Origin of the sequence: Pseudoalteromonas rubra, from assembly GCF_004212645.1 — a bacterium.
Classification (GTDB): Bacteria; Pseudomonadota; Gammaproteobacteria; order Enterobacterales; family Alteromonadaceae; genus Pseudoalteromonas; species Pseudoalteromonas rubra_G.
Map to the genome: position 1 here is coordinate 16,609 of NZ_PPUZ01000077.1, position 18,667 is coordinate 35,275.

20 protein-coding genes are annotated in these 18,667 nt (G+C 49.9%); 10 read left to right on the plus strand and 10 right to left on the minus strand.

Features of this window, described 5'->3' with window-relative positions; all coding sequences use genetic code 11:
* The first annotated feature begins 61 nt into the window (after nt 1-61).
* The gene (locus C3B51_RS20580; protein WP_130246254.1) at nt 62-412 is read left to right on the plus strand and encodes a lectin; all 351 of its coding nucleotides are present in this window, start codon (nt 62-64) and stop codon (nt 410-412) included.
* Between the two features lie 169 nt (nt 413-581).
* Here the strand turns inward: C3B51_RS20580 and speB are convergent, their stop codons facing one another.
* Both speB and speA read right to left on the minus strand, forming a co-directional pair.
* On the minus strand, nt 582-1,502 hold the full coding sequence (gene speB / locus C3B51_RS20585) for an agmatinase (RefSeq protein WP_130246255.1): 921 nt from the start codon (nt 1,500-1,502) through the stop codon (nt 582-584).
* On the minus strand, nt 1,503-3,416 hold the full coding sequence (speA, locus tag C3B51_RS20590; protein ID WP_130246256.1) for a biosynthetic arginine decarboxylase: 1,914 nt from the start codon (nt 3,414-3,416) through the stop codon (nt 1,503-1,505). It abuts the gene before it with no gap.
* 223 nt (nt 3,417-3,639) lie between these two features.
* Here speA and C3B51_RS20595 point away from each other — a divergent pair, with 223 nt between their 5' ends.
* Nucleotides 3,640-4,506, plus strand: coding sequence for a hypothetical protein (locus C3B51_RS20595; protein WP_130246257.1), 867 nt, complete (start codon nt 3,640-3,642; stop codon nt 4,504-4,506).
* Nucleotides 4,507-4,535: 29 nt separating this feature from the next.
* Here C3B51_RS20595 and phaC read toward each other — a convergent pair whose 3' ends face one another.
* From phaC to C3B51_RS20610, 3 genes are all read right to left on the minus strand, one after another.
* Nucleotides 4,536-6,305 (minus strand): class I poly(R)-hydroxyalkanoic acid synthase, encoded by a 1,770-nt coding sequence (phaC, locus tag C3B51_RS20600; protein ID WP_125716152.1) that lies wholly within the window; start codon nt 6,303-6,305, stop codon nt 4,536-4,538.
* Nucleotides 6,306-6,431: 126 nt separating this feature from the next.
* Nucleotides 6,432-6,779, minus strand: coding sequence for a phasin family protein (locus C3B51_RS20605; protein ID WP_046006440.1), 348 nt, complete (start codon nt 6,777-6,779; stop codon nt 6,432-6,434).
* Between the two features lie 91 nt (nt 6,780-6,870).
* Entirely contained in the window at nt 6,871-7,620 is a 750-nt protein-coding gene (locus C3B51_RS20610; RefSeq protein ID WP_125716153.1) for an SDR family oxidoreductase, read from the minus strand.
* Between the two features lie 600 nt (nt 7,621-8,220).
* Here C3B51_RS20610 and C3B51_RS20615 point away from each other — a divergent pair.
* Nucleotides 8,221-8,616, plus strand: coding sequence for a rhodanese-like domain-containing protein (locus C3B51_RS20615; RefSeq protein ID WP_125716154.1), 396 nt, complete (start codon nt 8,221-8,223; stop codon nt 8,614-8,616).
* 60 nt (nt 8,617-8,676) lie between these two features.
* Here C3B51_RS20615 and C3B51_RS20620 read toward each other — a convergent pair whose 3' ends face one another.
* Nucleotides 8,677-9,720, minus strand: a complete 1,044-nt coding sequence (locus C3B51_RS20620; protein WP_130246258.1) for an alkene reductase — start codon at nt 9,718-9,720, stop codon at nt 8,677-8,679.
* Between the two features lie 127 nt (nt 9,721-9,847).
* Between C3B51_RS20620 and C3B51_RS20625 the strand changes: the two genes are divergently transcribed.
* From C3B51_RS20625 to C3B51_RS20635, 3 genes are all read left to right on the plus strand, one after another.
* Nucleotides 9,848-10,429: a TetR/AcrR family transcriptional regulator gene (locus C3B51_RS20625; RefSeq protein ID WP_125716156.1), complete on the plus strand. Its 582-nt coding sequence runs from the start codon at nt 9,848-9,850 to the stop codon at nt 10,427-10,429.
* Nucleotides 10,430-10,570: 141 nt separating this feature from the next.
* Nucleotides 10,571-11,260, plus strand: a complete 690-nt coding sequence (locus C3B51_RS20630; protein WP_125716157.1) for a DUF4336 domain-containing protein — start codon at nt 10,571-10,573, stop codon at nt 11,258-11,260.
* Between the two features lie 158 nt (nt 11,261-11,418).
* Nucleotides 11,419-12,330, plus strand: coding sequence for a winged helix-turn-helix domain-containing protein (locus tag C3B51_RS20635; RefSeq protein WP_130246259.1), 912 nt, complete (start codon nt 11,419-11,421; stop codon nt 12,328-12,330).
* 195 nt (nt 12,331-12,525) lie between these two features.
* Here C3B51_RS20635 and C3B51_RS20640 read toward each other — a convergent pair whose 3' ends face one another.
* Complete coding sequence (locus C3B51_RS20640) at nt 12,526-13,347, minus strand: methyltransferase domain-containing protein (protein ID WP_130246260.1); 822 nt, start codon at nt 13,345-13,347, stop codon at nt 12,526-12,528.
* 3 nt (nt 13,348-13,350) lie between these two features.
* The gene (locus C3B51_RS20645) at nt 13,351-14,106 is read right to left on the minus strand and encodes a Nif3-like dinuclear metal center hexameric protein (protein ID WP_125716160.1); all 756 of its coding nucleotides are present in this window, start codon (nt 14,104-14,106) and stop codon (nt 13,351-13,353) included.
* 237 nt (nt 14,107-14,343) lie between these two features.
* Here C3B51_RS20645 and C3B51_RS20650 point away from each other — a divergent pair, with 237 nt between their 5' ends.
* The 3 genes from C3B51_RS20650 to C3B51_RS20655 all read left to right on the plus strand — a co-directional run bounded on the left by C3B51_RS20650 (nt 14,344) and on the right by C3B51_RS20655 (nt 15,993).
* Nucleotides 14,344-14,811, plus strand: a complete 468-nt coding sequence (locus tag C3B51_RS20650) for a VOC family protein (protein WP_130246261.1) — start codon at nt 14,344-14,346, stop codon at nt 14,809-14,811.
* 97 nt (nt 14,812-14,908) lie between these two features.
* A complete protein-coding gene (locus C3B51_RS23675; protein WP_164519161.1) occupies nt 14,909-15,067 on the plus strand; it encodes a hypothetical protein in 159 nt (52 codons plus the stop codon).
* 266 nt (nt 15,068-15,333) lie between these two features.
* Nucleotides 15,334-15,993 carry a calcium-binding protein gene (locus C3B51_RS20655; RefSeq protein WP_125716162.1) on the plus strand — a complete coding sequence of 220 codons (660 nt, stop codon included), beginning with the start codon at nt 15,334-15,336 and terminating at the stop codon, nt 15,991-15,993.
* A gap of 12 nt (nt 15,994-16,005) precedes the next feature.
* On the opposite strand, the gene C3B51_RS20660 is transcribed toward C3B51_RS20655, so the two are convergent.
* Entirely contained in the window at nt 16,006-16,710 is a 705-nt protein-coding gene (locus C3B51_RS20660; protein WP_125716163.1) for an XRE family transcriptional regulator, read from the minus strand.
* A gap of 277 nt (nt 16,711-16,987) precedes the next feature.
* On the opposite strand from C3B51_RS20660, the gene C3B51_RS20665 reads away from it, so the two are divergent.
* Nucleotides 16,988-17,338 (plus strand): helix-turn-helix domain-containing protein, encoded by a 351-nt coding sequence (locus C3B51_RS20665; protein WP_240650306.1) that lies wholly within the window; start codon nt 16,988-16,990, stop codon nt 17,336-17,338.
* A gap of 61 nt (nt 17,339-17,399) precedes the next feature.
* Here the strand turns inward: C3B51_RS20665 and C3B51_RS20670 are convergent, their stop codons facing one another.
* On the minus strand, nt 17,400-18,542 hold the full coding sequence (locus tag C3B51_RS20670; RefSeq protein WP_125716164.1) for a S8 family serine peptidase: 1,143 nt from the start codon (nt 18,540-18,542) through the stop codon (nt 17,400-17,402).
* Between the last annotated feature and the right edge of the window lie 125 nt (nt 18,543-18,667).

Consider the following 18,667-nt stretch of genomic DNA (forward strand, 5'->3'; position numbering starts at 1 on the left):
AACTATCTTAAAGGTACTCGCTTCGCGAGGAAATTTAAAGAGTTCATTAAGGAGAACGATTATGACTAATACATTAACTCCAGGGCAGAGTTTATCAAAAACTCAATCTATTCGCTCAAACAACAACGGCTATGAATTGGTGCTTCAGGAAGATGGCAACCTGGTGCTCTACCGAACGATTGACATGAAGGCATTGTGGGCCTCGGGAACAAATGGTAAAGCGGCTTCCAGGGTGATTATGCAAGGTGATGGTAACTTGGTGCTCTACGGTTATGAAAACCACTGCAGCAATCCACTTTGGAGCTCAAATACCGCTGATCATCCAAGTTCATACCTGATACTGCAGGACGATGGTAACCTCGTTATTTATTATCCAAAAGACCCAACCTGGTCATCAAACACAGCCTCGTGAGCGAAGCGGTATTTTTCATCTTAGGTGGCCTTTAAGATTGGGCCACTTTTTATGCTTTTAGGCAATTTGAGCACCAGGGACACAAATCAGCCAGTGCATGTGAATAAGCTGAAATGCATGAGATGGGCCACAGGACTCATTAGGAAGGAGCGCCCGCAGGCGCTTTAAATCATTTGTGACGAATGGCCCACAAATGGAGCAATTCGTAGGCGATGGTGGCTGCGGCGATAGACGTCAGCTCGCTCTGATCGTATGAGGGCGAGACTTCCACCACATCCATACCAACGATATTAATCCCTTGCAGTGCGCGCAGGATCTTTAGCACTTTGTCGCTGCTCAGGCCACCACACACCGGCGTGCCGGTGCCAGGTGCAAAGGCCGGGTCCAGGCAGTCGATATCAAAGGTCAGATAGACCGGCAGGTCACCGACTCTGGCCTTGATCTGCTCGGCAATGGCCTGGGCATCCATATCATTGGCCTGCATCGCATCGACCACGGCAAAGCCGTGATTACTTTGCTCGAACTCAGTGCGGATCCCCAGCTGAATGGAGTGCTCCGGACAGATCAGCCCTTCTCTGGGGGCATGAAAAAACATAGTGCCATGGTCATAACGCGAGCCCTGACTGTAGGTATCGGTATGGGCATCAAAATGCACTAAGGCCATTTTGCCATGTATCTTCTGGTGTGCCCGTAACAAGGGCAGGGTGACGAAGTGGTCGCCGCCCAGCCCAAGCAAGGCTTTACCCTGATGGAGGATCTGCTCTGCCGCCAATTCCAGCTGCGCGGTAAAGTATTCCGGATCCCCCACCGGATAAGTAAAGTCGCCAGCATCGTGCAGGCTAATTTTGTCCCACAAAGCAAATTGCCAGGGGTAACGTTTACCTTCCCAGGCTAAGTGGACCGAGGCGCGACGGATCGCATCCGGGCCGAGGCGGGCACCGGGACGTCCCGAGGTGGCCAAGTCAAATGGCAACCCCAATACCACCACGTCGGACTCAATATGGGCGATATCTCGCACCATGGGCTGACGCAAAAACGTCATGCCGTTTGAATATAACGAGTGGTCGCAATGGTCGAACAACTGCTTCACTTAGCACTCCTCCAGATAGGTGTAGCCTTCCAGGCCCGACGCCAGTTCGGTCAGGCACATGGCCCGATCGGCCTCTTCCAGTCGGGTATTCACCTGGGCAATAAAGTTCTCTTTAAATGCCGCTACGTCCAGATGTACGTAACGCATCATATCTGCCACGCTGTCGCCTGCGTCGACGTCGTCCATTTGCAGCTGACCCTGCGCATCCACCCGGGCCACCACACTGTGGGTGTCGCCAAACAGGTTGTGCATGTCGCCCAGGATCTCCTGATAGGCACCGACCAGGAAGAAGCCAAGCAAGTAGGGCGCATCCGCCGTGTATTCAGGCACAGGCAGGGTACTTTCAATGCCCTGACCATCGACATAATGATCCACCGCACCGTCAGAGTCGCAGGTGATGTCGAGCAGCACCGCACGCTTTTTCGGCGCCTGTGTCAGGCCACTCAGCGGCAACACGGGAAACACCTGATCTATGCCCCAGGCATCGGGCAGTGACTGGAACAAGGAGAAGTTCACAAAGAACTTGTCGGCCAGTTTGGTGCCCAGCTCATCGATGATGGGACGATGAAAACGGTTTTTATTGTCCATTCTTTGCTGCAATTCGTAGCAAATACGCAAATTTACCTGCTCAGCCCAGGCGCGTTGCTCCAGCGACAACAAGCCCATGGCAAATTGTCCATGCACTTCTGCCAGGTCGCCCTGTGTATCGTGATAGAGCTCAATCAGGGCTCTGTCGTCGCTTTGCTCGCTCAGTGCCTGCCACGAACGCCACATGTTACGCAGCAGCTGCGGGGCATCGCTGGCAACCGCGCTCAGCTGCTCCGGCTGGTAGCTTTCAGTGCCTACTACATCGGTGATCAACACCGCATGATGTGCCGTCAGCGCCCGGCCCGATTCCGAAATAATGGTCGGCATCGGCTGATTATATTGCTGACAGGTATCACCTATGGTGTACACCACATTGTTGGCATACTCAGCCAGGCTGTAATTCATCGAGTTGTGCGACTGGCTGCGTGTACCGTCATAGTCCACCGCTAGGCCACCGCCCACGTCCAGATTGATCAGGTTAGCGCCCAGTCTGCGCAGCTCGCAATAAAAGCGTGCCGCTTCGCTTACGCCCAAACGTACATCCCGAATGTTGGCCATTTGCGAGCCCAGGTGAAAATGCACCAGTTGCAATGCGCTCAGCATGTCTGCTTGTTTTAGCTGCTCAATCACAGTTAACACCTGAGAAGCGGACAAGCCAAACTTAGACTTTTCACCGCCGCTTGCCTGCCACTTACCTTTGCCCTGTGAAGCCAGGCGAACACGCAGGCCCAGTCTTGGCGTCACATTCAGTGCTTTGGCTTCGGCCAGCACCAGATCCAGCTCGGAGCGTTTTTCGAGCACGATATATACCCGATGGCCGAGCTTTTCGCCGATCAGCGCCAGGCGAATGTATTCGCGGTCTTTGTAGCCATTACAGACGATCACGGCACTGGTTTTTTCGCTCAATGCCAGCACAGTCAATAGCTCGGCTTTGCTACCTGCTTCAAGGCCCAGTTGCTTTTTCTCTTTACCGTCCTGACTGGCTATTAGCCCTTCAACCACTTCTCGTTGCTGATTTACTTTGATGGGGTAAACCAACAGATAATCTTTGGGATACTGGTAGTCAGCAATTGCTGTGTTAAACGCCTGACAGATGTCATTGACGCGTTGCTCAAGGATCTGTGGGAACCGCACTAAAGCGGGCAAGCCATAGCCCTGCGCTTTAATCTGCGCGGCAATGTGTGTCAAAGTAACTGCGTGCCCCTGGTTATCTACTGTCGGCATGGCGGTTACCTCTCCCTGATCATTGATACCAAAGAAGCCCTGGCTCCAGTGGCGCACGTTGTAGCATTCACGTGCCTGCTCAGAAGAGATCAAATCTGTCATTAACGTTCCTTAACGGGTAAAAAATTAATTTAAATGAGTATAGGTTATGGGGCGCATTAAACGAGCAATCGCCAGCTGTGTCTAACAAGAAATTTTGCTCTTAACGAGTGAACTTTTCACTGCATGGAGTTAGGCCCGAAGCTGTAGGCAAAATACCCAGGTTCAGTCCACGAAAACACGCTGTATGTGGTATGGTGAAAGTAAGACGCCAACGGGAGACATTATGCGGGGATTGATATTTGCACTATTACTGTGCTCAAACGCCTTTGCCACCGAATTGGTTTATCAGGGTATACAAACGCTGGATGACAAGCGCCAAGTCATTGTAAAAGATTGGCTGAACCAGGGCATCAAAGTGACAGAGCAGACCCTGGGGCCCTTGGCGCAATCCCACCTGCCGGTGAAGTTAAAGAGCGTGTATTTGAGTAGTGAACCTGTGCCCTGGGGCGCGGTTAACCGCGCTGAGGTGGATGGCATAGAGCTGCATATCAGCCAGTTTGCCACACAGCAGCAGCTGATCAGCGACTGGACTTTGTATCATGAACTGGCCCATTTATATCACCCTTTGCTCGATTATCCGGATTTCTGGCTCGCAGAGGGACTGGCTACCTATTTGCAAAACGTCATTATGCTTCATGGTGGGGTGATCAGTGCAGATGAGTATGTACAGCGGATCATGGCCGGTCTGGAACGGGGTCGGCTGGGCACCTGGGAAACGCCGGGGCCACTTGCCCGGGTGAGTGAAGATATGTGGCGGCTACGGGCTCATGCCCGCGTTTACTGGAGTGGCACTGCGTTTTTCATTGAAGCGGAGCTGGCACTGCGGCAAAAAGACCCTGCGCTCACGCTTATCAGCTTGCTTAAGCGCTACCAGGCATGCTGTCGAGCACAGGCGTCTGAGGGACAAGCACACAGTGCCAAGGAGTTTCTCAGTCAGCTTGACAAACTGTCTCGTAGCAGTATTTTTAGTAATCTTTATCACAGTTATAAATTACGGCAGGATTTTCCACGATTAAGTAAACAGGCGGTGCGTTTGAGTGGCTTGCATATGATGTCGGGCGGACACAGAGCGTTGCTCAGACAAAAATAAAGGCTGCCAATTGGCAGCCCTGATGTCGGTTAGATTTTAACTTTCACGTATTCACCGGGGGCGTCATAAATGCCCGGGTTTGCTTTGCTGCTGGTGGCACGTTTGGGGATCTTTTCATCCACATACTGGCTTAGCCACTTGCCCCAGTGTGGCCACCACGAGCCACTCTCGTGCTTGGCCTTGTCTAGCCAGGCATTGGCGTCGCCGGTCGCGTCCGGACCATACCAGAAACCATATTTTTCGGCCGCGGGTGGATTGATCACGCCAGCAATGTGGCCAGACTCACCCAGTACAAAAGTGGTTTTGGCACTGGTGTGCTGAATGCCCTGGAAAGTTGCCTGCCATAGGGCTATGTGGTCATCCCGGGTCGATAACATGTATACCGGTTGTTTCACTTTGCTGAGGTCGATTTTAGTCCCTCTCACTTCAACCTCGCGTGGTTGTACCAGGCGGTTTTCCAGATACAAGTCACGCAGCATAAAGTTATGACATTTTGCAGTGAGGTTGGTGCTGTCGCCGTTCCAGTACAACAGATCCAGGTCCATCGGTGCTTCACCTTTAAGGTAATTATTAACGTAATAATTCCAGTACAGGCTATTTTCTCGCAGCATGCTGAAAGACACACCCAGCAGATGGCCATGCATGATGCCGTTTTGCAGGTTGTATTTCTCCAGTGCAGAAATGGTGGGCTCATTGACAAAAACGCCAATCTCGCCGGGCTGTGAGAAATCCAGCAGGGTGGTTAACAAGGTCGCACTCTTGATACGGTGCTTCATGCGTTTTGAAACAAAGTACGCCATGGCGGTGGTGACCAGCGTGCCCGCAATACAATAGCCGATCGCATTTACATAGGCTTCGCCGGTTTGCTTTTCAATCGCATCCAGGGCAGCAATGACGCCATCGACCACGTAATCTTCAAAGCCGATGTCGGCCATGCTGGCATCCGGGTTTTTCCACGAGATCATAAATACGGTATGACCCTGATCGACAGACCATTTGACCAGTGAGTTCTGCTGTTTTAAATCCAGAATGTAGTACTTGTTGACATAAGGCGGCACGACCAGCAGCGGTGTTTTATAGACATCTTTGGTCGTTGCTTCGTACTGGATTAATTCGAACAGATGGTTCTGAAATACCACGCGCCCTGGTGTGGTGGCAATGTCTTTACCTAACTCAAAAGCGTGCTCGTCGGTCATGCTGATACGCAGCATATCACCACTTTTGGCCAGGTCTTTCTTAAACATCTCCAGGCCTTTGATGAGGTTTTCACCTTTGGAATCCAGAGTCAGTTTGAGCAGTTCAGGGTTGGTCGAAATAAAGTTACTCGGGGAGATTGAGTTCACAACCTGGCGGGCAAAAAACTCCAGGCGCTCTTTGAGCTTGTCATCCAGCCCCGGTGTTTCGCGGATAGAAGACAGCAGGGACTGACCAAACAGCAAATAGCTTTGCTTGATGTAGTTAAACCAGGGGTTGTCGCGCCACTCGTCGGCTTTAAAGCGACGGTCCCCGCGTTCTGTTTCAATGACATCTGGTTGCTCGGTGTCGAACCCCTGGCCCCAGGTTTGTTGCATGATTTTGAGTTGCTCCTGCCACCAGTCAAACTGGTGCTGAACAAAGGTTTCTGGCTGCTTCGCTATTTCGTTCAACCAGACACCAAAATCCCGGGCACTTTGCTCGTTCAGGGCTTGTTGAACGGGGTTTTCTTTGAGCAGGTTATTACTGAATATGGTGTAGAGATCTTGATTGTACTGCCACCAGGCAGTCAGCGTTTTATTAAGATCTGTGTTATCGGTATCCATTACTCGTGTCCTAGTAGGCAAATTGATTGCACGTGTCTTGTGTCGTGTTTGGTATAGCGGATCAGCCACTACAAAAAACAGGCTAAAAAAAATGCCCCCGCACAGGGCAGGGGCAGACAACAGCGATTAAGCTTTAGCAGTGGCTTTAACACTGTCTTTAGAGATAGCGTCAAGGTGCTCTTTGAACTCATTACCCAGTTGAGTCAGCTTTTGACCATCGTCGATCATTTGCTGGCTTAGCTTGTTCATTGCAGTAAGCTGGCTGGCATTGAAGTCGATGAAAGACTTAACATCTTTTACTTCAGCAGCTGTTTTTAGTTGCTCAACAGACGTCTTAGTGAAGTTTTCTGTTGCATCAAGCTGAATTTGTGCCAGTTGCTCGATGTTTTTAGCAACCAGTTGGTTGAACTTGATAGCCGGAGAGAAAAACTGTTCGCTTTGCTCGGTAAAAGTTTTCATTAGATCGTTGTACATGGTGTGCTTCCTGTTTATCAAAAAAGTCCGTAATAGGTAGCGTTACTGCCCAGGTACTTCAGAGCGTAGGCTCAATCCTGATATACGCCGCTTAGTTCATATAAAGTCCGCCGTTAATCGCCAGCGTTTCACCTGTGATATAGGCTGCCTGATCAGATGCCAGGTAGGCGACCGACTGAGCCACTTCAGTTGGCGTGGCTAAGCGCTGCATCGGCACTTGTGCCTTGATGCTTTCAAGCACATCGTCACGCATTTTCTCGACCATAGGTGTTGCCGTGTAACCCGGGGCTACCACGTTTACGGTCACGCCTGCGCGGGCGCCCTCGTAGGCCAGCGCTTTGCTGAAGCCGATCATGCCGGCTTTAGCGGCTGAATAGTTGGCCTGACCAAACTGACCCTTCTGGCCATTAACGCTGGAAATATTGATAATGCGGCCGGATTTATTCGCGCACATGTGCGCAAAAACCGGGTGAGTCATGTTGAACATGGAATTAAAATTAGTGTCGATAACTTCCTGCCATTGCGTCAGGGTCATCTTTTTAAATGAGGTATCCCGTGTGATGCCTGCATTATTGACCAGAATATCGATGCGGCCAAACTCATCGATGACATCATTGAGCTGCTGCTGGCAGGCTTCATGATCGGTGACATCTAAAAAGATGCCATGAACGGCTGCCGGGTTGATTGACTGTTCATTAAGCCAGGCGTCGATATCCGCAGAGGTACGACGTGGGCTGGCAACAGCCACAACAAAACAGTTTGCATTAACCAGCTCTTTGACGATAGCTGAACCGATGCCACCCAGTGCACCAGTGACGACTGCGATTTTTTTGCTTTCCATTATTGCTCTTCCGAACTTAAGGCGGCTCAACTATCGCACTTCTAAGCCACGTTTCCGGTTACGATTTACTGCAACCGAAAGGTTTACGAACTGATGTTATTGTCATCCGTCAATGTGACGAATTCATAACCAATATATTTAATTCCCAAGACAAATTTGCACTGTTTATTCGTCGTTATTAGTGTGTCCCTTTAGAGGGGGGCAAAGTCGTTCTATGTAAAGCCTGATAAAAAAATATAGCAAAATAGAGTAAAAGCTCAAGTTTTGATTTTGTGTTCCTTTTTTACTTACTCTGGCACGTACTTTCGTACCCAACTACTAGTAATAGTCGCTGATCAGGGTTCTGAGTATTAGACTATAGCCGTAGCTGTCAGACCAATGAGCCAGATCAAAAAATAAGTAATTGTAAAATAAATGGGTGTTTCTCAAAGTGAAAAATGCACATCTGGTACAACGTTTCTGTTGTGGGTAAACTTGACGAGTTAGGAGGGTTATTCTGATTTATGCTTGTTTTTCGGGGTAAATTATTCTTGGGGTGAACAGACAGTGCTTTTGCTATTCTTGTTATAGTCTCAAAGTCTATGAAGCAGAAGGTGTTTTATGATTAAGCAAAGTATTTTTGTGTTGTTTGGTTTGTTGAGCTTAGTTGCCCAGGCTGCCACTGAAGTTATTAGTCAGCAGGCGTTATTGCGCAATCAGATGTCGGCACAGCCCCATGTCATTGTGGATGTCAGAAGCGAAAAAGAGTTCCGGGCGGGTCACCTTAAAGGGGCTATTAATATTCCTTTTGATCAAATCGCCCAGCATCAGTCTTTGCTGGATACGCTGAAACCTCAGACGCTGGTGGTCTATTGCCGCTCAGGCCGACGGGCAGCCATTTTCGAACAGGCTTTGGCGCAGCAGGGGTTCAGCCTGCTGCACCTCAGTGGTGATTACCTTCACTGGCAGGCCGAGCAACTTCCGGTGATATTACACACAGAGCCTGCCGCTCAGTAGGGCCCACCCGGCAAACCATGCGGGTATCTTCACCCGCAGCGAATTGATATTGATATGGTATTACACCAGACTTGCCAGCATCTCTTCAGAATAAGCAGTCAGCGGTTTGCCTTGTCTGACTTTTTCCACATAATCGGGGTTGGCAATGAAAGGCCGGCCAATTGCCAGCAGGTCAAAACGTGCGTCGCGCAGCGCCTGCTCGCCAGTTTGGGGGGTAAAGCCGCCCACGCCAACCAGCGTTTTACTGTAATTTGCCCTGACATAATCGGATACACGCCCGCCCAGGAAGTCAAATTCCATTGCGTCGTCAAAGATACCTATGTGTACAAAGGCCAGTGTGCGCTGTTCAAGTTGTGCCAGTAAATAGTCGAACACCGCTTTGTCACGAGGGTCTGCCTGCATATTAAAATAGGCACCCGGTGTTAGCCGCACAGCGGTACGCTCGGCGCCAATGCGCTCACTGACAGCATCGATAACCTCAAGTGCAAAGCGGCTCATGTTTCGCGGCGTCTCGCCGTATTCATCGGTTCGTTTGTTACTGTCGTAATGTAAAAACTGGTCGATCAGGTAACCATTGGCGGCATGGATCTCGATACCATCAAAACCTGCATCTATGGCATTACTGGCCGCCTGTGCATAGTCTGCAACAAGCTGGGAGATGTCTTCAGGCGTGGCTGGTGTGGGCATGATATAGCTTAAATCCCGCATGCGAGGCACCGTGCCCTCTACTTTTTCTGCGCTGGGCGCCAGCACTTTGTCACCGTCAAAGAAATGCGGATGTGCAACCCGGCCGGTATGCCACAGCTGGGCAAAAATCTTACCGCCGTTGGTGTGCACCGCGTCGGTAACTTTGCGCCACCCAGTTATTTGCTCAGGGGTAAACAGACCCGGTGTATTTGGGTAACCCTGCCCGTCAGGGCGAATAATCGTTGCTTCAGAAATAATTAACCCCGCATCGGCACGCCGCGCATAATACTCGGCCATGGCATCGGTTGGTACCAGTTGGTCGTCCGCCATACAGCGGGTGAGTGGCGCCATCAGAATGCGGTTTTTCAGTGAGATCTGATCATTTAAGGTATAAGTTTCAAATAGTTTGCTCGTCATAGTTGGACCCGGTTAGTTTTTGAATGTTTATTCAAGATATGATCATTTGAACGAGCGTTCAAGTATATTTTGAACATTTGTTCAAAAATGAGTAAAATGCACCATGTGATATGAGGAGAATAATGAGATGCGCAGCGCAGAATTTGACAAAGAGCAGGTGCTCAGAGCCGCGATGACGGCGTTTATGGAAAAAGGCTATGCCAAAACCAGTATGCAAGACCTTAAAGCTGTAACTGGTTTACATCCCGGGTCGATTTACTGCGCGTTTCAGAACAAGCGGGGCTTACTGCTGGCGGCACTGGAGCAGTACAATCGCGATCGCGGCAATGAATTGCAAGGGTTGTTTGCACAACACACCTCTGCCAGAGCCGGGCTGGCAGCCTATCTGACTCATGTCGTGGATGAATGTGTGAGCTGCGACCCACAAAAACTTTGCCTGACACAAAAAGCGCTGAATGAGCTGGCTGAGCAGGATGAGGAGGCACAAGCTATTCTCAGTGAGCAGTGTGCCATGTGGCGTAATGCCCTTTGCTCAGTGTTTGAGCGCATTGCTGAGCAGGGCGAACTGACAGGTACGCGCAGTCCTTTGGACAGAGCACGGAGCCTTATTGTGAGTATCTATGGATTACGTACCTTTGCCCACACACATCCTGAACCACAGGTAATGCGCGATTTGGGTGCGCAAATACTCAAAGACGTTTGCCAGTAAACTTAAGTGTACGTATCAACTTTTCTCACTCAGGGCCAGGTTGGATAAATTATCGACAAGTATGCTAGCCTCTAATCTCATTACTTTTTCTTATTTTGTATAAGTGAACTAAGGGGAAGTTAGGTCCCCAGGGAGATGAATATGAGACAGCTGGACGATAATATTTGGATTTTCGATGGTGAAGCCGTGTCTTTTTACACTATGCCTTTCACCACCCGTATGACAATAGTGCGCTTGGCGTGTGGCGGTTTATGGGTACACAGCCCCATTCGCCTGACGCCAGAGCTGCGTGAGCAGGTCGATGCCCTTGGGCCTGTGACCTATCTGGTGGCTCCGAACCACCTGCATCACCTGTTTATGGCACCATGGCAGGAGACCTATCCGGAAGCACAAACCTTTGGCACCCAGGAGGTCAAAGACAAGTGCGATACGCTCAGGTTTGATGGGATAATCGATAATGACCACCACTATCCATGGGATAATACGCTGAAAACACTGCTTTTTACGGGGTCGCCTGCAATGGAAGAGGCGATTTTTTATCACCCGCAAAGTAGCACACTACTGGTGACCGATCTGATTGAAAACTTTGATCCGGACAGCCTGAATACCTTCCAGCGCTTTGTGGCAAAGGGTGCGGGCGTGGTAGCACCTGAAGGCCAGACCCCGCTGGACTGGCGGCTGAGCTTTATCTTTCATCATGATACTGCTCGTAAACATCTGGCGACTATGCTGGGCTGGGCACCCAAGCGTCTGGTGATGGCCCATGGTCTGATCATCGAAAAAGACGCCGTTGCGTTTTTGCAGCGTGCCTTTGAATGGCTCAATGAATAAGGTTAGCCATTGATTCTAAAGCTTATAAATTGATCTATTTTGCATAATGGACAGCACCAGTAAGACCAAAGTTGATAACTATTCAAGTGCTTGTAACTGGCATGTGAATAAGAAATCCGCTACGCTGGTGCGATAATAACAAGAATATTGTCAGAATTATGGAATTTCAATTCGCCAATGCGCGTTTGAATATTGCGACGCAGTGCGTCATCATCAATGAGCGGTCGACTCAACTGGACGACCGCGCCTTTATGCTTCTTCATTATCTATTGCAGCGTCGCCCTCAGATCTGCTCGCATGCCGAGCTGGTTAAGCTGTTGTGGCCCAACACCGTAGTGTCAGACTGGTCATTGCCAAAGCTGGTCTCCGATCTGCGTAGTCAGCTAAACCGCGCGGGGCTTGTACAAAACTGTATCGTGACTGTGCGCGGTCAGGGTTATCGATTTGCTCCAGCTATCGAGGTGAGTGAGCACGAATTTACAGGCACCCTGATCGAGTCTGCCTATGGCGCTGCAACTCCGTCTTCTGCCATCACCCAATCTGTCACACTGGGTGGTGCGCGCAATGAAAGTAGCTTACCTACTCGTTATTGGCTGCCGGTGCTGGTGATTGCCTGTTTGTGTTTTATCGGATTAATGACGCACAGTACCGAGCAGGTGCCAGAGTTGCGCTACGGCGAGCCACCCAGTGCCATCGGACGCATACTTTGGGTCGATGACAATCCGACAAATAATTTGCAGGAAAAGCGCTATTTTGAACGTCACCACATTGGTGTATATACCGTCAAATCCAGTGAAGAAGCCTTGTTGCTTATGCAAATGTATGAATATACTCTGATTATTTCAGATATGGGCCGAGGCCAGGAGCCGCTGGCGGGGTTGAAGTTGTTACAGCAACTGAGATCTCAGGGCGATCAGACGCCTTTTTATTTTTACACCCTGATCGACAATCAGGACATGCTGGAGCTGATTGCAGACAGTGGCGGGCAGGGCGTAGCGACCGAGCGTCCGCAGCTATATGGGCAAATTTTGTCTCACTTCTCCACTAAGAAAAAACCATTAAGTAATTGAAATTTTTGCTTTTCAAAATGATTCAAAGGATAGTTGATGACATTCTGGCGTTGCTGTGCCACGGTTAAATCGTTGCTCTCCCGACCTTTGGCATTGACATGCGCTCGCTGAGCAATGTGAGTGTATGACGACAGGATCAAAGACCTGGACACATGTCTCGGCCCTGGCACTGGTAATAGGTGCCAGGGTCTTTTTTTATTGGTCGTCCGAGGCCGCTTGGTGCTGCAACATCAGGTGTGTATACCTGCCGAGGGAGGCATAAGGTTCCTGCTGATTGTACTTAAGCTCAAGTTCGAGTAAGGCATCAAACTGACTGTTGCCCTTGTCCGGGTCACGCAGATAATCGTGAAAGCAGCGCACGCCCGACTGAGAAAGTTTCTTCAGCGGTAGGGCACGTAACCAGCAGTTGACGTCCTGCGGCTCCAATGGGCGGTTCGGGCTCAAGCCTACTTTTTGTTTCACCTGCAGACCACTGCGCACATAGTCAAAGTTACCATAGACCATATTGGCCATGCGTTGAGCCGCCCGGTTGTAATACATCAGAGACAAGTAACCTTGCGGAGCGAGTCGCTGAGTGAGTAGTGCTAGTGCTTGTTGTTGCTCCGTAAGCCATTCCAGCACCGCATGACACATGACTAAATCAAACTGACCGAGTGAAAGCTCGGGGAGCGCCTGCAGCGGCGCGTGGATCAGGGTTACCCGCTCGCCAACCCCTAGCTTGTTTGCCTGTTGTTGTGCTAGTGCCAGCATTTCGTCGGAAATATCCACAAGCGTGACGTGATGTCCCTGCTGCGCAAGAAACAGCGCCAGCTGACCTTGTCCCCCGCCAACATCAAGCACCGTTTTGTCTGACTCACCTCCCAGCCAGGGCAGGTTCTGTGCGAGATCGCGCTGTAGTACAGCTTCCCTCAGTTTGCCTTTGCTGGTGCCATAAATATTGTTCTTAAACTTGCCAGTTAATTCACTAAAATTGCGGTCCTCATTGCGATTGAGGGTACGTTGCGTGCGCTTAGTCATAGATCACACGGGGTTGTCGATATCAACAAATTCAACATCCAGGTCAAACTGGGTTGCCAGGTATTCGCCCAGTGCTTTTGCGCCATATCGCTCGGTGGCATGATGTCCCGCTGCAAAGAAGTGGATCTGTTGCTCATTCGATGAGTGAATGGTTTGTTCAGACGCTTCGCCGGTGAGGTAGGCATCAATTCCCTGACTGGCCGCCAGATCAATAAAGCTTTGGCCGCCGCCGGTACACCAGGCGATGGTTTTGATCAGGTGGTCGCCCGCCTGGTTAAGCAATGGTTTACGACCCAGCTTCTGCTCAATCAAAGCGGCAAAATCGCTCGCAGACATGGGCTCGCTCAGCTTACCTTTTACCGCCACGCTGTTGCTGTTCCAGGGTTCTAATGGACGCTCAATAGTCAGGCCAAGCAGCTTACCCAGTTGTGCGTTGTTACCTACCTCCGGGTGGACATCCAGCGGCAGATGGTAGGCCAGCAAATTAATATCATGAGCCAGTAAGGCTTGCAGACGGCGTTTTTTCATGCCGGTAACGGTTTGATCTTCGCCTTTCCAGAAGTAGCCATGATGGACCAGGATGGCATCAGCCTGTTTCTCAATGGCTGCATCGATCAGTGCCTGACTGGCTGTGACGCCGGTGATGACCTTACGGATCTCAGTTTTTCCTTCGACCTGTAAGCCATTTGGGCAGTAGTCTTTGATCTGGAAAGGTTTCAGAAACTCATTGAGGTGGTTTACCAGCTTTTTACGTTGCATCGTGCTCTCACTGTCGGGCTTTAAAAGCGCCTAGTTTAGCGCTTTTTGTGGCGCCGAAAAAGGCATGAACACACGCTGCGGCGATTTATGCTGAGCTGGGGTTTCACTCGACTTTTCGGTGAACTGGACTAGCTTTAAATGATCAGAATGTCTGACGAGCGATTTGGCATGCACGTGACTATGCCTACAGCCAAAAGATAAGTCATGGCACTGTGTCTAACTTGCGAGGAAATCATCATGACAGTTTCAGCGATACCGGACGGCTACCACGCCCTGACGCCCTATCTGATCACCGAAAACGCGGCTCAGGCGATAGACTTTTACCGCAAGGCTTTTGCTGCGGAGCTCATCATGCAGCTGCCTATGCCGGATGGCGGCGTTGCACATGCTGAGCTAAAAATTGGTGACTCTCATCTGATGTTGTCAGATATGTGCCCGGATATGCACTTTAAGAGTCCGCAGCAACTCGGTGGTACACCCGTTAGTTTGATGCTGTACGTGCCCGATGTTGACAGTACTTTTGCTCAGGCCATTGCTGCCGGGGCTACGGAGCTGCGGCCTGTGGTGGATCAATTTTATGGTGACAGGGCGGGTACATTGCAGGATCCGTTTGGTCACGTCTGGACCATAGGCACGCACCAGGAAGATTTAACCGAGCAAGAGATTACGGCACGTATGGCCGAGTGGATGACCGATGATTCATAAATGGTAAAATAACTGTTGATTTATTGTGCTTAAAATGTCAGGTTATTTGTGATGGTCTGTTTTATGATCATAAAAAATTCAACTCAAGGACAAGAAAATGAAACTACAAATTAAAAAATCAGCACTAAAACGCCTTTCAGACACACAACAACTGGCACAGCAACAAACCCCTAATGTGGCAGGTGGACTCACATATCGCTGTAATCGTCCACCGCAATCAGAAACAGGTAATCGTTACTGGGCATGTGAGTGCTAAACCGGATCTCTTGATCACAGAGCCCGTAATGGGCTCTTACTGAATACCCACATACCCAACAAGGCCTGCAACCTACCCTAATAATTTTGCCCACCATTCTCCTGTCGAGCAGCTAAACTAAAATGAGCTCCCTGTGTTACATCTGCACATTGTGTCCACACTGTGTCGCTAGAGTGACAGTAGGTAATCTGGTTATATGGTATTAGCACGGCATATGAGCTTTTACTCAGCCAGATTAAACAACGCTTTCAAAAGGGTGTAGGGATATGGTTAAGCGGGTCTTAGTGGCGTTTTTAATAGGTCTTATGGGCATGTTTGGTGCTCGCGGTGCAATTGCATCCGATGGCGTGTGCGTCGGACTGGGTGGAGGCGCCATTGTCGAATTAAAGCGCATGTCTTTGCGTGCAGTGAAATCTGTCAGGCACATTGTGGTGCTTAATATTGTTGGCACGCCGGAGGCAGAAACGTATCGGCTAACTTTGGACGGTCGGCGCATTAAAGTAATGAGAGCCACTTCAGACAGCGCCAGCTGTGTGTTTATCTATGCCAATCAGGTTGAGCAAATTCACGTTTATCTCAGTGAAGGCGACGACAGTTACGACGGTCGCGCTATGGCCACTGAGCAACACGTCTGGGCCGGTAGCGGTGATGATGAAGTAATGGGTGGACGCGGTTCGGACCGATTGTTTGGTGGTGCCGGTAATGATGAACTCAGAGGGTTTGCCGGGCGTGATAAGCTGGTCGGTGGCACTGGCGACGACACCCTGATAGGCGGCGATGACAAAGATGTACTCGAAGGCAAAGAGGGCAATGATATCCTCGCTGGTGGCACGGGTTACGACACCCTTAACGGCGGCAGTGGCCGCAATCAACTCTATCAGGGGGAGATTGTAACCAGTTCAAATGAACAGGGCGGTAAGTACTAATCTGGCGCTTAATCACGCCAGATCTTTGCCTATCCACACCACTTTACCAATGATCTCCAGCTGCTCCAACTCATCAGCTCGAACCACCTGCTCAACATATTCTTTGTTATCACTGATAAGCCTGACCGAGCCATCCAGATATTGCTGCAAGCGTTTGGCATACAGCTCTTCCCCCAGGCGAACAACATAGATGAGGCCTTCACTGAGCTTTTTATCGCTCAAATCGACCAAAATGGTGTTGTTGTTGTGAATGGTAGGCTCCATGGAGTCTCCTTTGGCGAACACCACAGCCAGTTCACTTTTATCGAGGTTTTTATAGTCGATCCATTTCTTTCTGAACGCCAGGTGGCGCGCGACTTGAGCATTGTCATTAAATGCACCGTGGCCAGTACTGACTGACACATGATAGCCCGGCACCAGCACAAAGGCCTCGTTAAACTCATCCAGTTTAACTAGTGGTTGGGTAATGATCGGCGACTGTGGACAGTCTGCTGCCGTTTCTCCCTGGATCAGCCACATTAAGTCCACATTAGCGACCTGTGCAATACGTTCCACAATACTCAGCTTAGGATCTTCGCCTTTGAGTATGCGTCTTAATGTTCCTTCAGAAATATCAATTTTTGACGCAAAGGCGCGAATGCTATGCGGTTTAATTGCATATTCAACGCGTTCTGCGAATGCTGAGATATCAGCTTCCGTATTGTGTTGTTTTTCCATTGTTTGATACCACGCCTCTGGTGTCACATTTTTAAGCAATACAGCATTATAGAAACTTGAATAAGAAAACGCAATTCAAAATTTTACGCAAAATTTTGAAAGTTACGCATTGATCTGCGTAAAAAACTAAACTATCATCTTTCATAAATTACGCATTGGCGGTGTTTTAAGGATTCAGTCCGCGTTAACAGCCATTGCTGATAGTAGATAATGACTCAATTGCCCCAAGGTGGTTGGGTAACATGACAAGATTGCGTAAAAAAGTAAGGAAGTGGATATGACCAGCACAGCAACCTGTAAGATCCCAACAGAAACTATGATCAACCCTTTTACTCTGGGAGGAGGCGTTCCATCACCGCATCAGGACAAGGTACAAGAGTTTGACTTACTCCGCGCGCCAAGGGGGGCACAGTTATTAAAGTATGCGCGTAAGTTAAGAGGCTATACTCAGGCAGAATCTGCCGCCAGTTATGGTATAGAAGAGCGCACATTAAGACGTTGGGAGAATAATGAATTTAACCCAAGGTGGAATGATGTGATCTCTTTGCTCGAGGACGTGTACTTTATGGATATCATGCAGGCGATTGCGGGTGTGCGCTCAATGCAAGCGCAGGGAATCGCGCTCTGATTGTGTGATTTGGTTTGTTATAGAGGCAGCTCAGCCCTGAGGCTGAACTGCCGTCATTGACTTATAAATGAATGATGCTGTCGGCATTACCATCCGGATCACCACTGGCGCGGCCATCCGTTCTGGGGTTGCCATTGCTCATCATGATCACGCCACAGGCTGCGGGTGATGCCATGGACGTCCCCGACATAGTCGTTGTGCCACCGCCGCTGCGTGTTGATAAAATGCTGACACCTGGTGCCGCGTAATCAACTGGCGGATTCCCATAGTTGGAGAAGCTGGCGAAGCGATCATTGGCATCTGTCGCTGAGATAGTATATACACGCGGGTGTGACGCACTGGCAGGTGAAACATTGTTGGCATGCTGGCTTTCATTGCCGGCTGCAATCACAAAGAATGCACCTGACTGTTGCGCTGCGCTTTCAACGGCATCATTCAGTTCCTGGTTGAAGCCACCGCCCAGGCTCATGTTGACACAGTCCCCCGGTGACGCATTGGCTGCCACATGATCAATACCGGCTAAGACACCCGACCAACTGCCTGAGCCGCGAGAGTCGAGTACTTTGACCGGCACCACGGTGGCACCCGCTGCAACACCAACCACATCGATGCCATTATCTAATGCAGCAATGGTGCCGGCGACATGTGTGCCATGCCCGTTGCCGTCGTCCACGCCAGCATTTTTACCTTTACTAAATGCGCTGAAACCTCGGCTGCTGTCGACATTGAGGTCGCTGTGGTCAACGTCAATGCCTGTATCTATAACCCAGGCAGTATAACCGCTACCATCAACGGGGCCACCAACACGGCTGACACTCCATGGAATAGTTTGGCCTTGCGAACCTCCACCGCCTGGTTTGCCAAGCTTTTTGGCTGGACTGGCATACACGGTGCCGTCTGGCGTAAAGCGCATTGAGGCAGATTCTGCAGCAAAAGTGGCACGTGCCTGCTCGCAGCTCATGTTAACTGCCATGCCTTTCATTGCATGTTTATAAATGTGTTTTGCCTGAGCGTTTGCGCGAGCCAGCAACCCTCTGGCCTTACCTTCCACATCCAGTTTTTCTGTTTTGTCGTTGAATCTGATGATGCAGGTGTTGTTAATTGCCAGCTCAGCGGCTGCACCCTGGTAGTCGGGCTCAGACGCCGATGCTGCGGCAGTTGAAAGGGCACTTACAATCGATAGGCAAATTAAAGAATGTTTCATTCGTTTTTCCTGTTGTCATAAAGGTAATACCAATTTCACTTAATACCTGTTCAATTTGAAGGAGCAAATATGACGCTAACAGCGTTAAAAATTTCTCATTTAGAACAACTAAATAGCAAAATTTT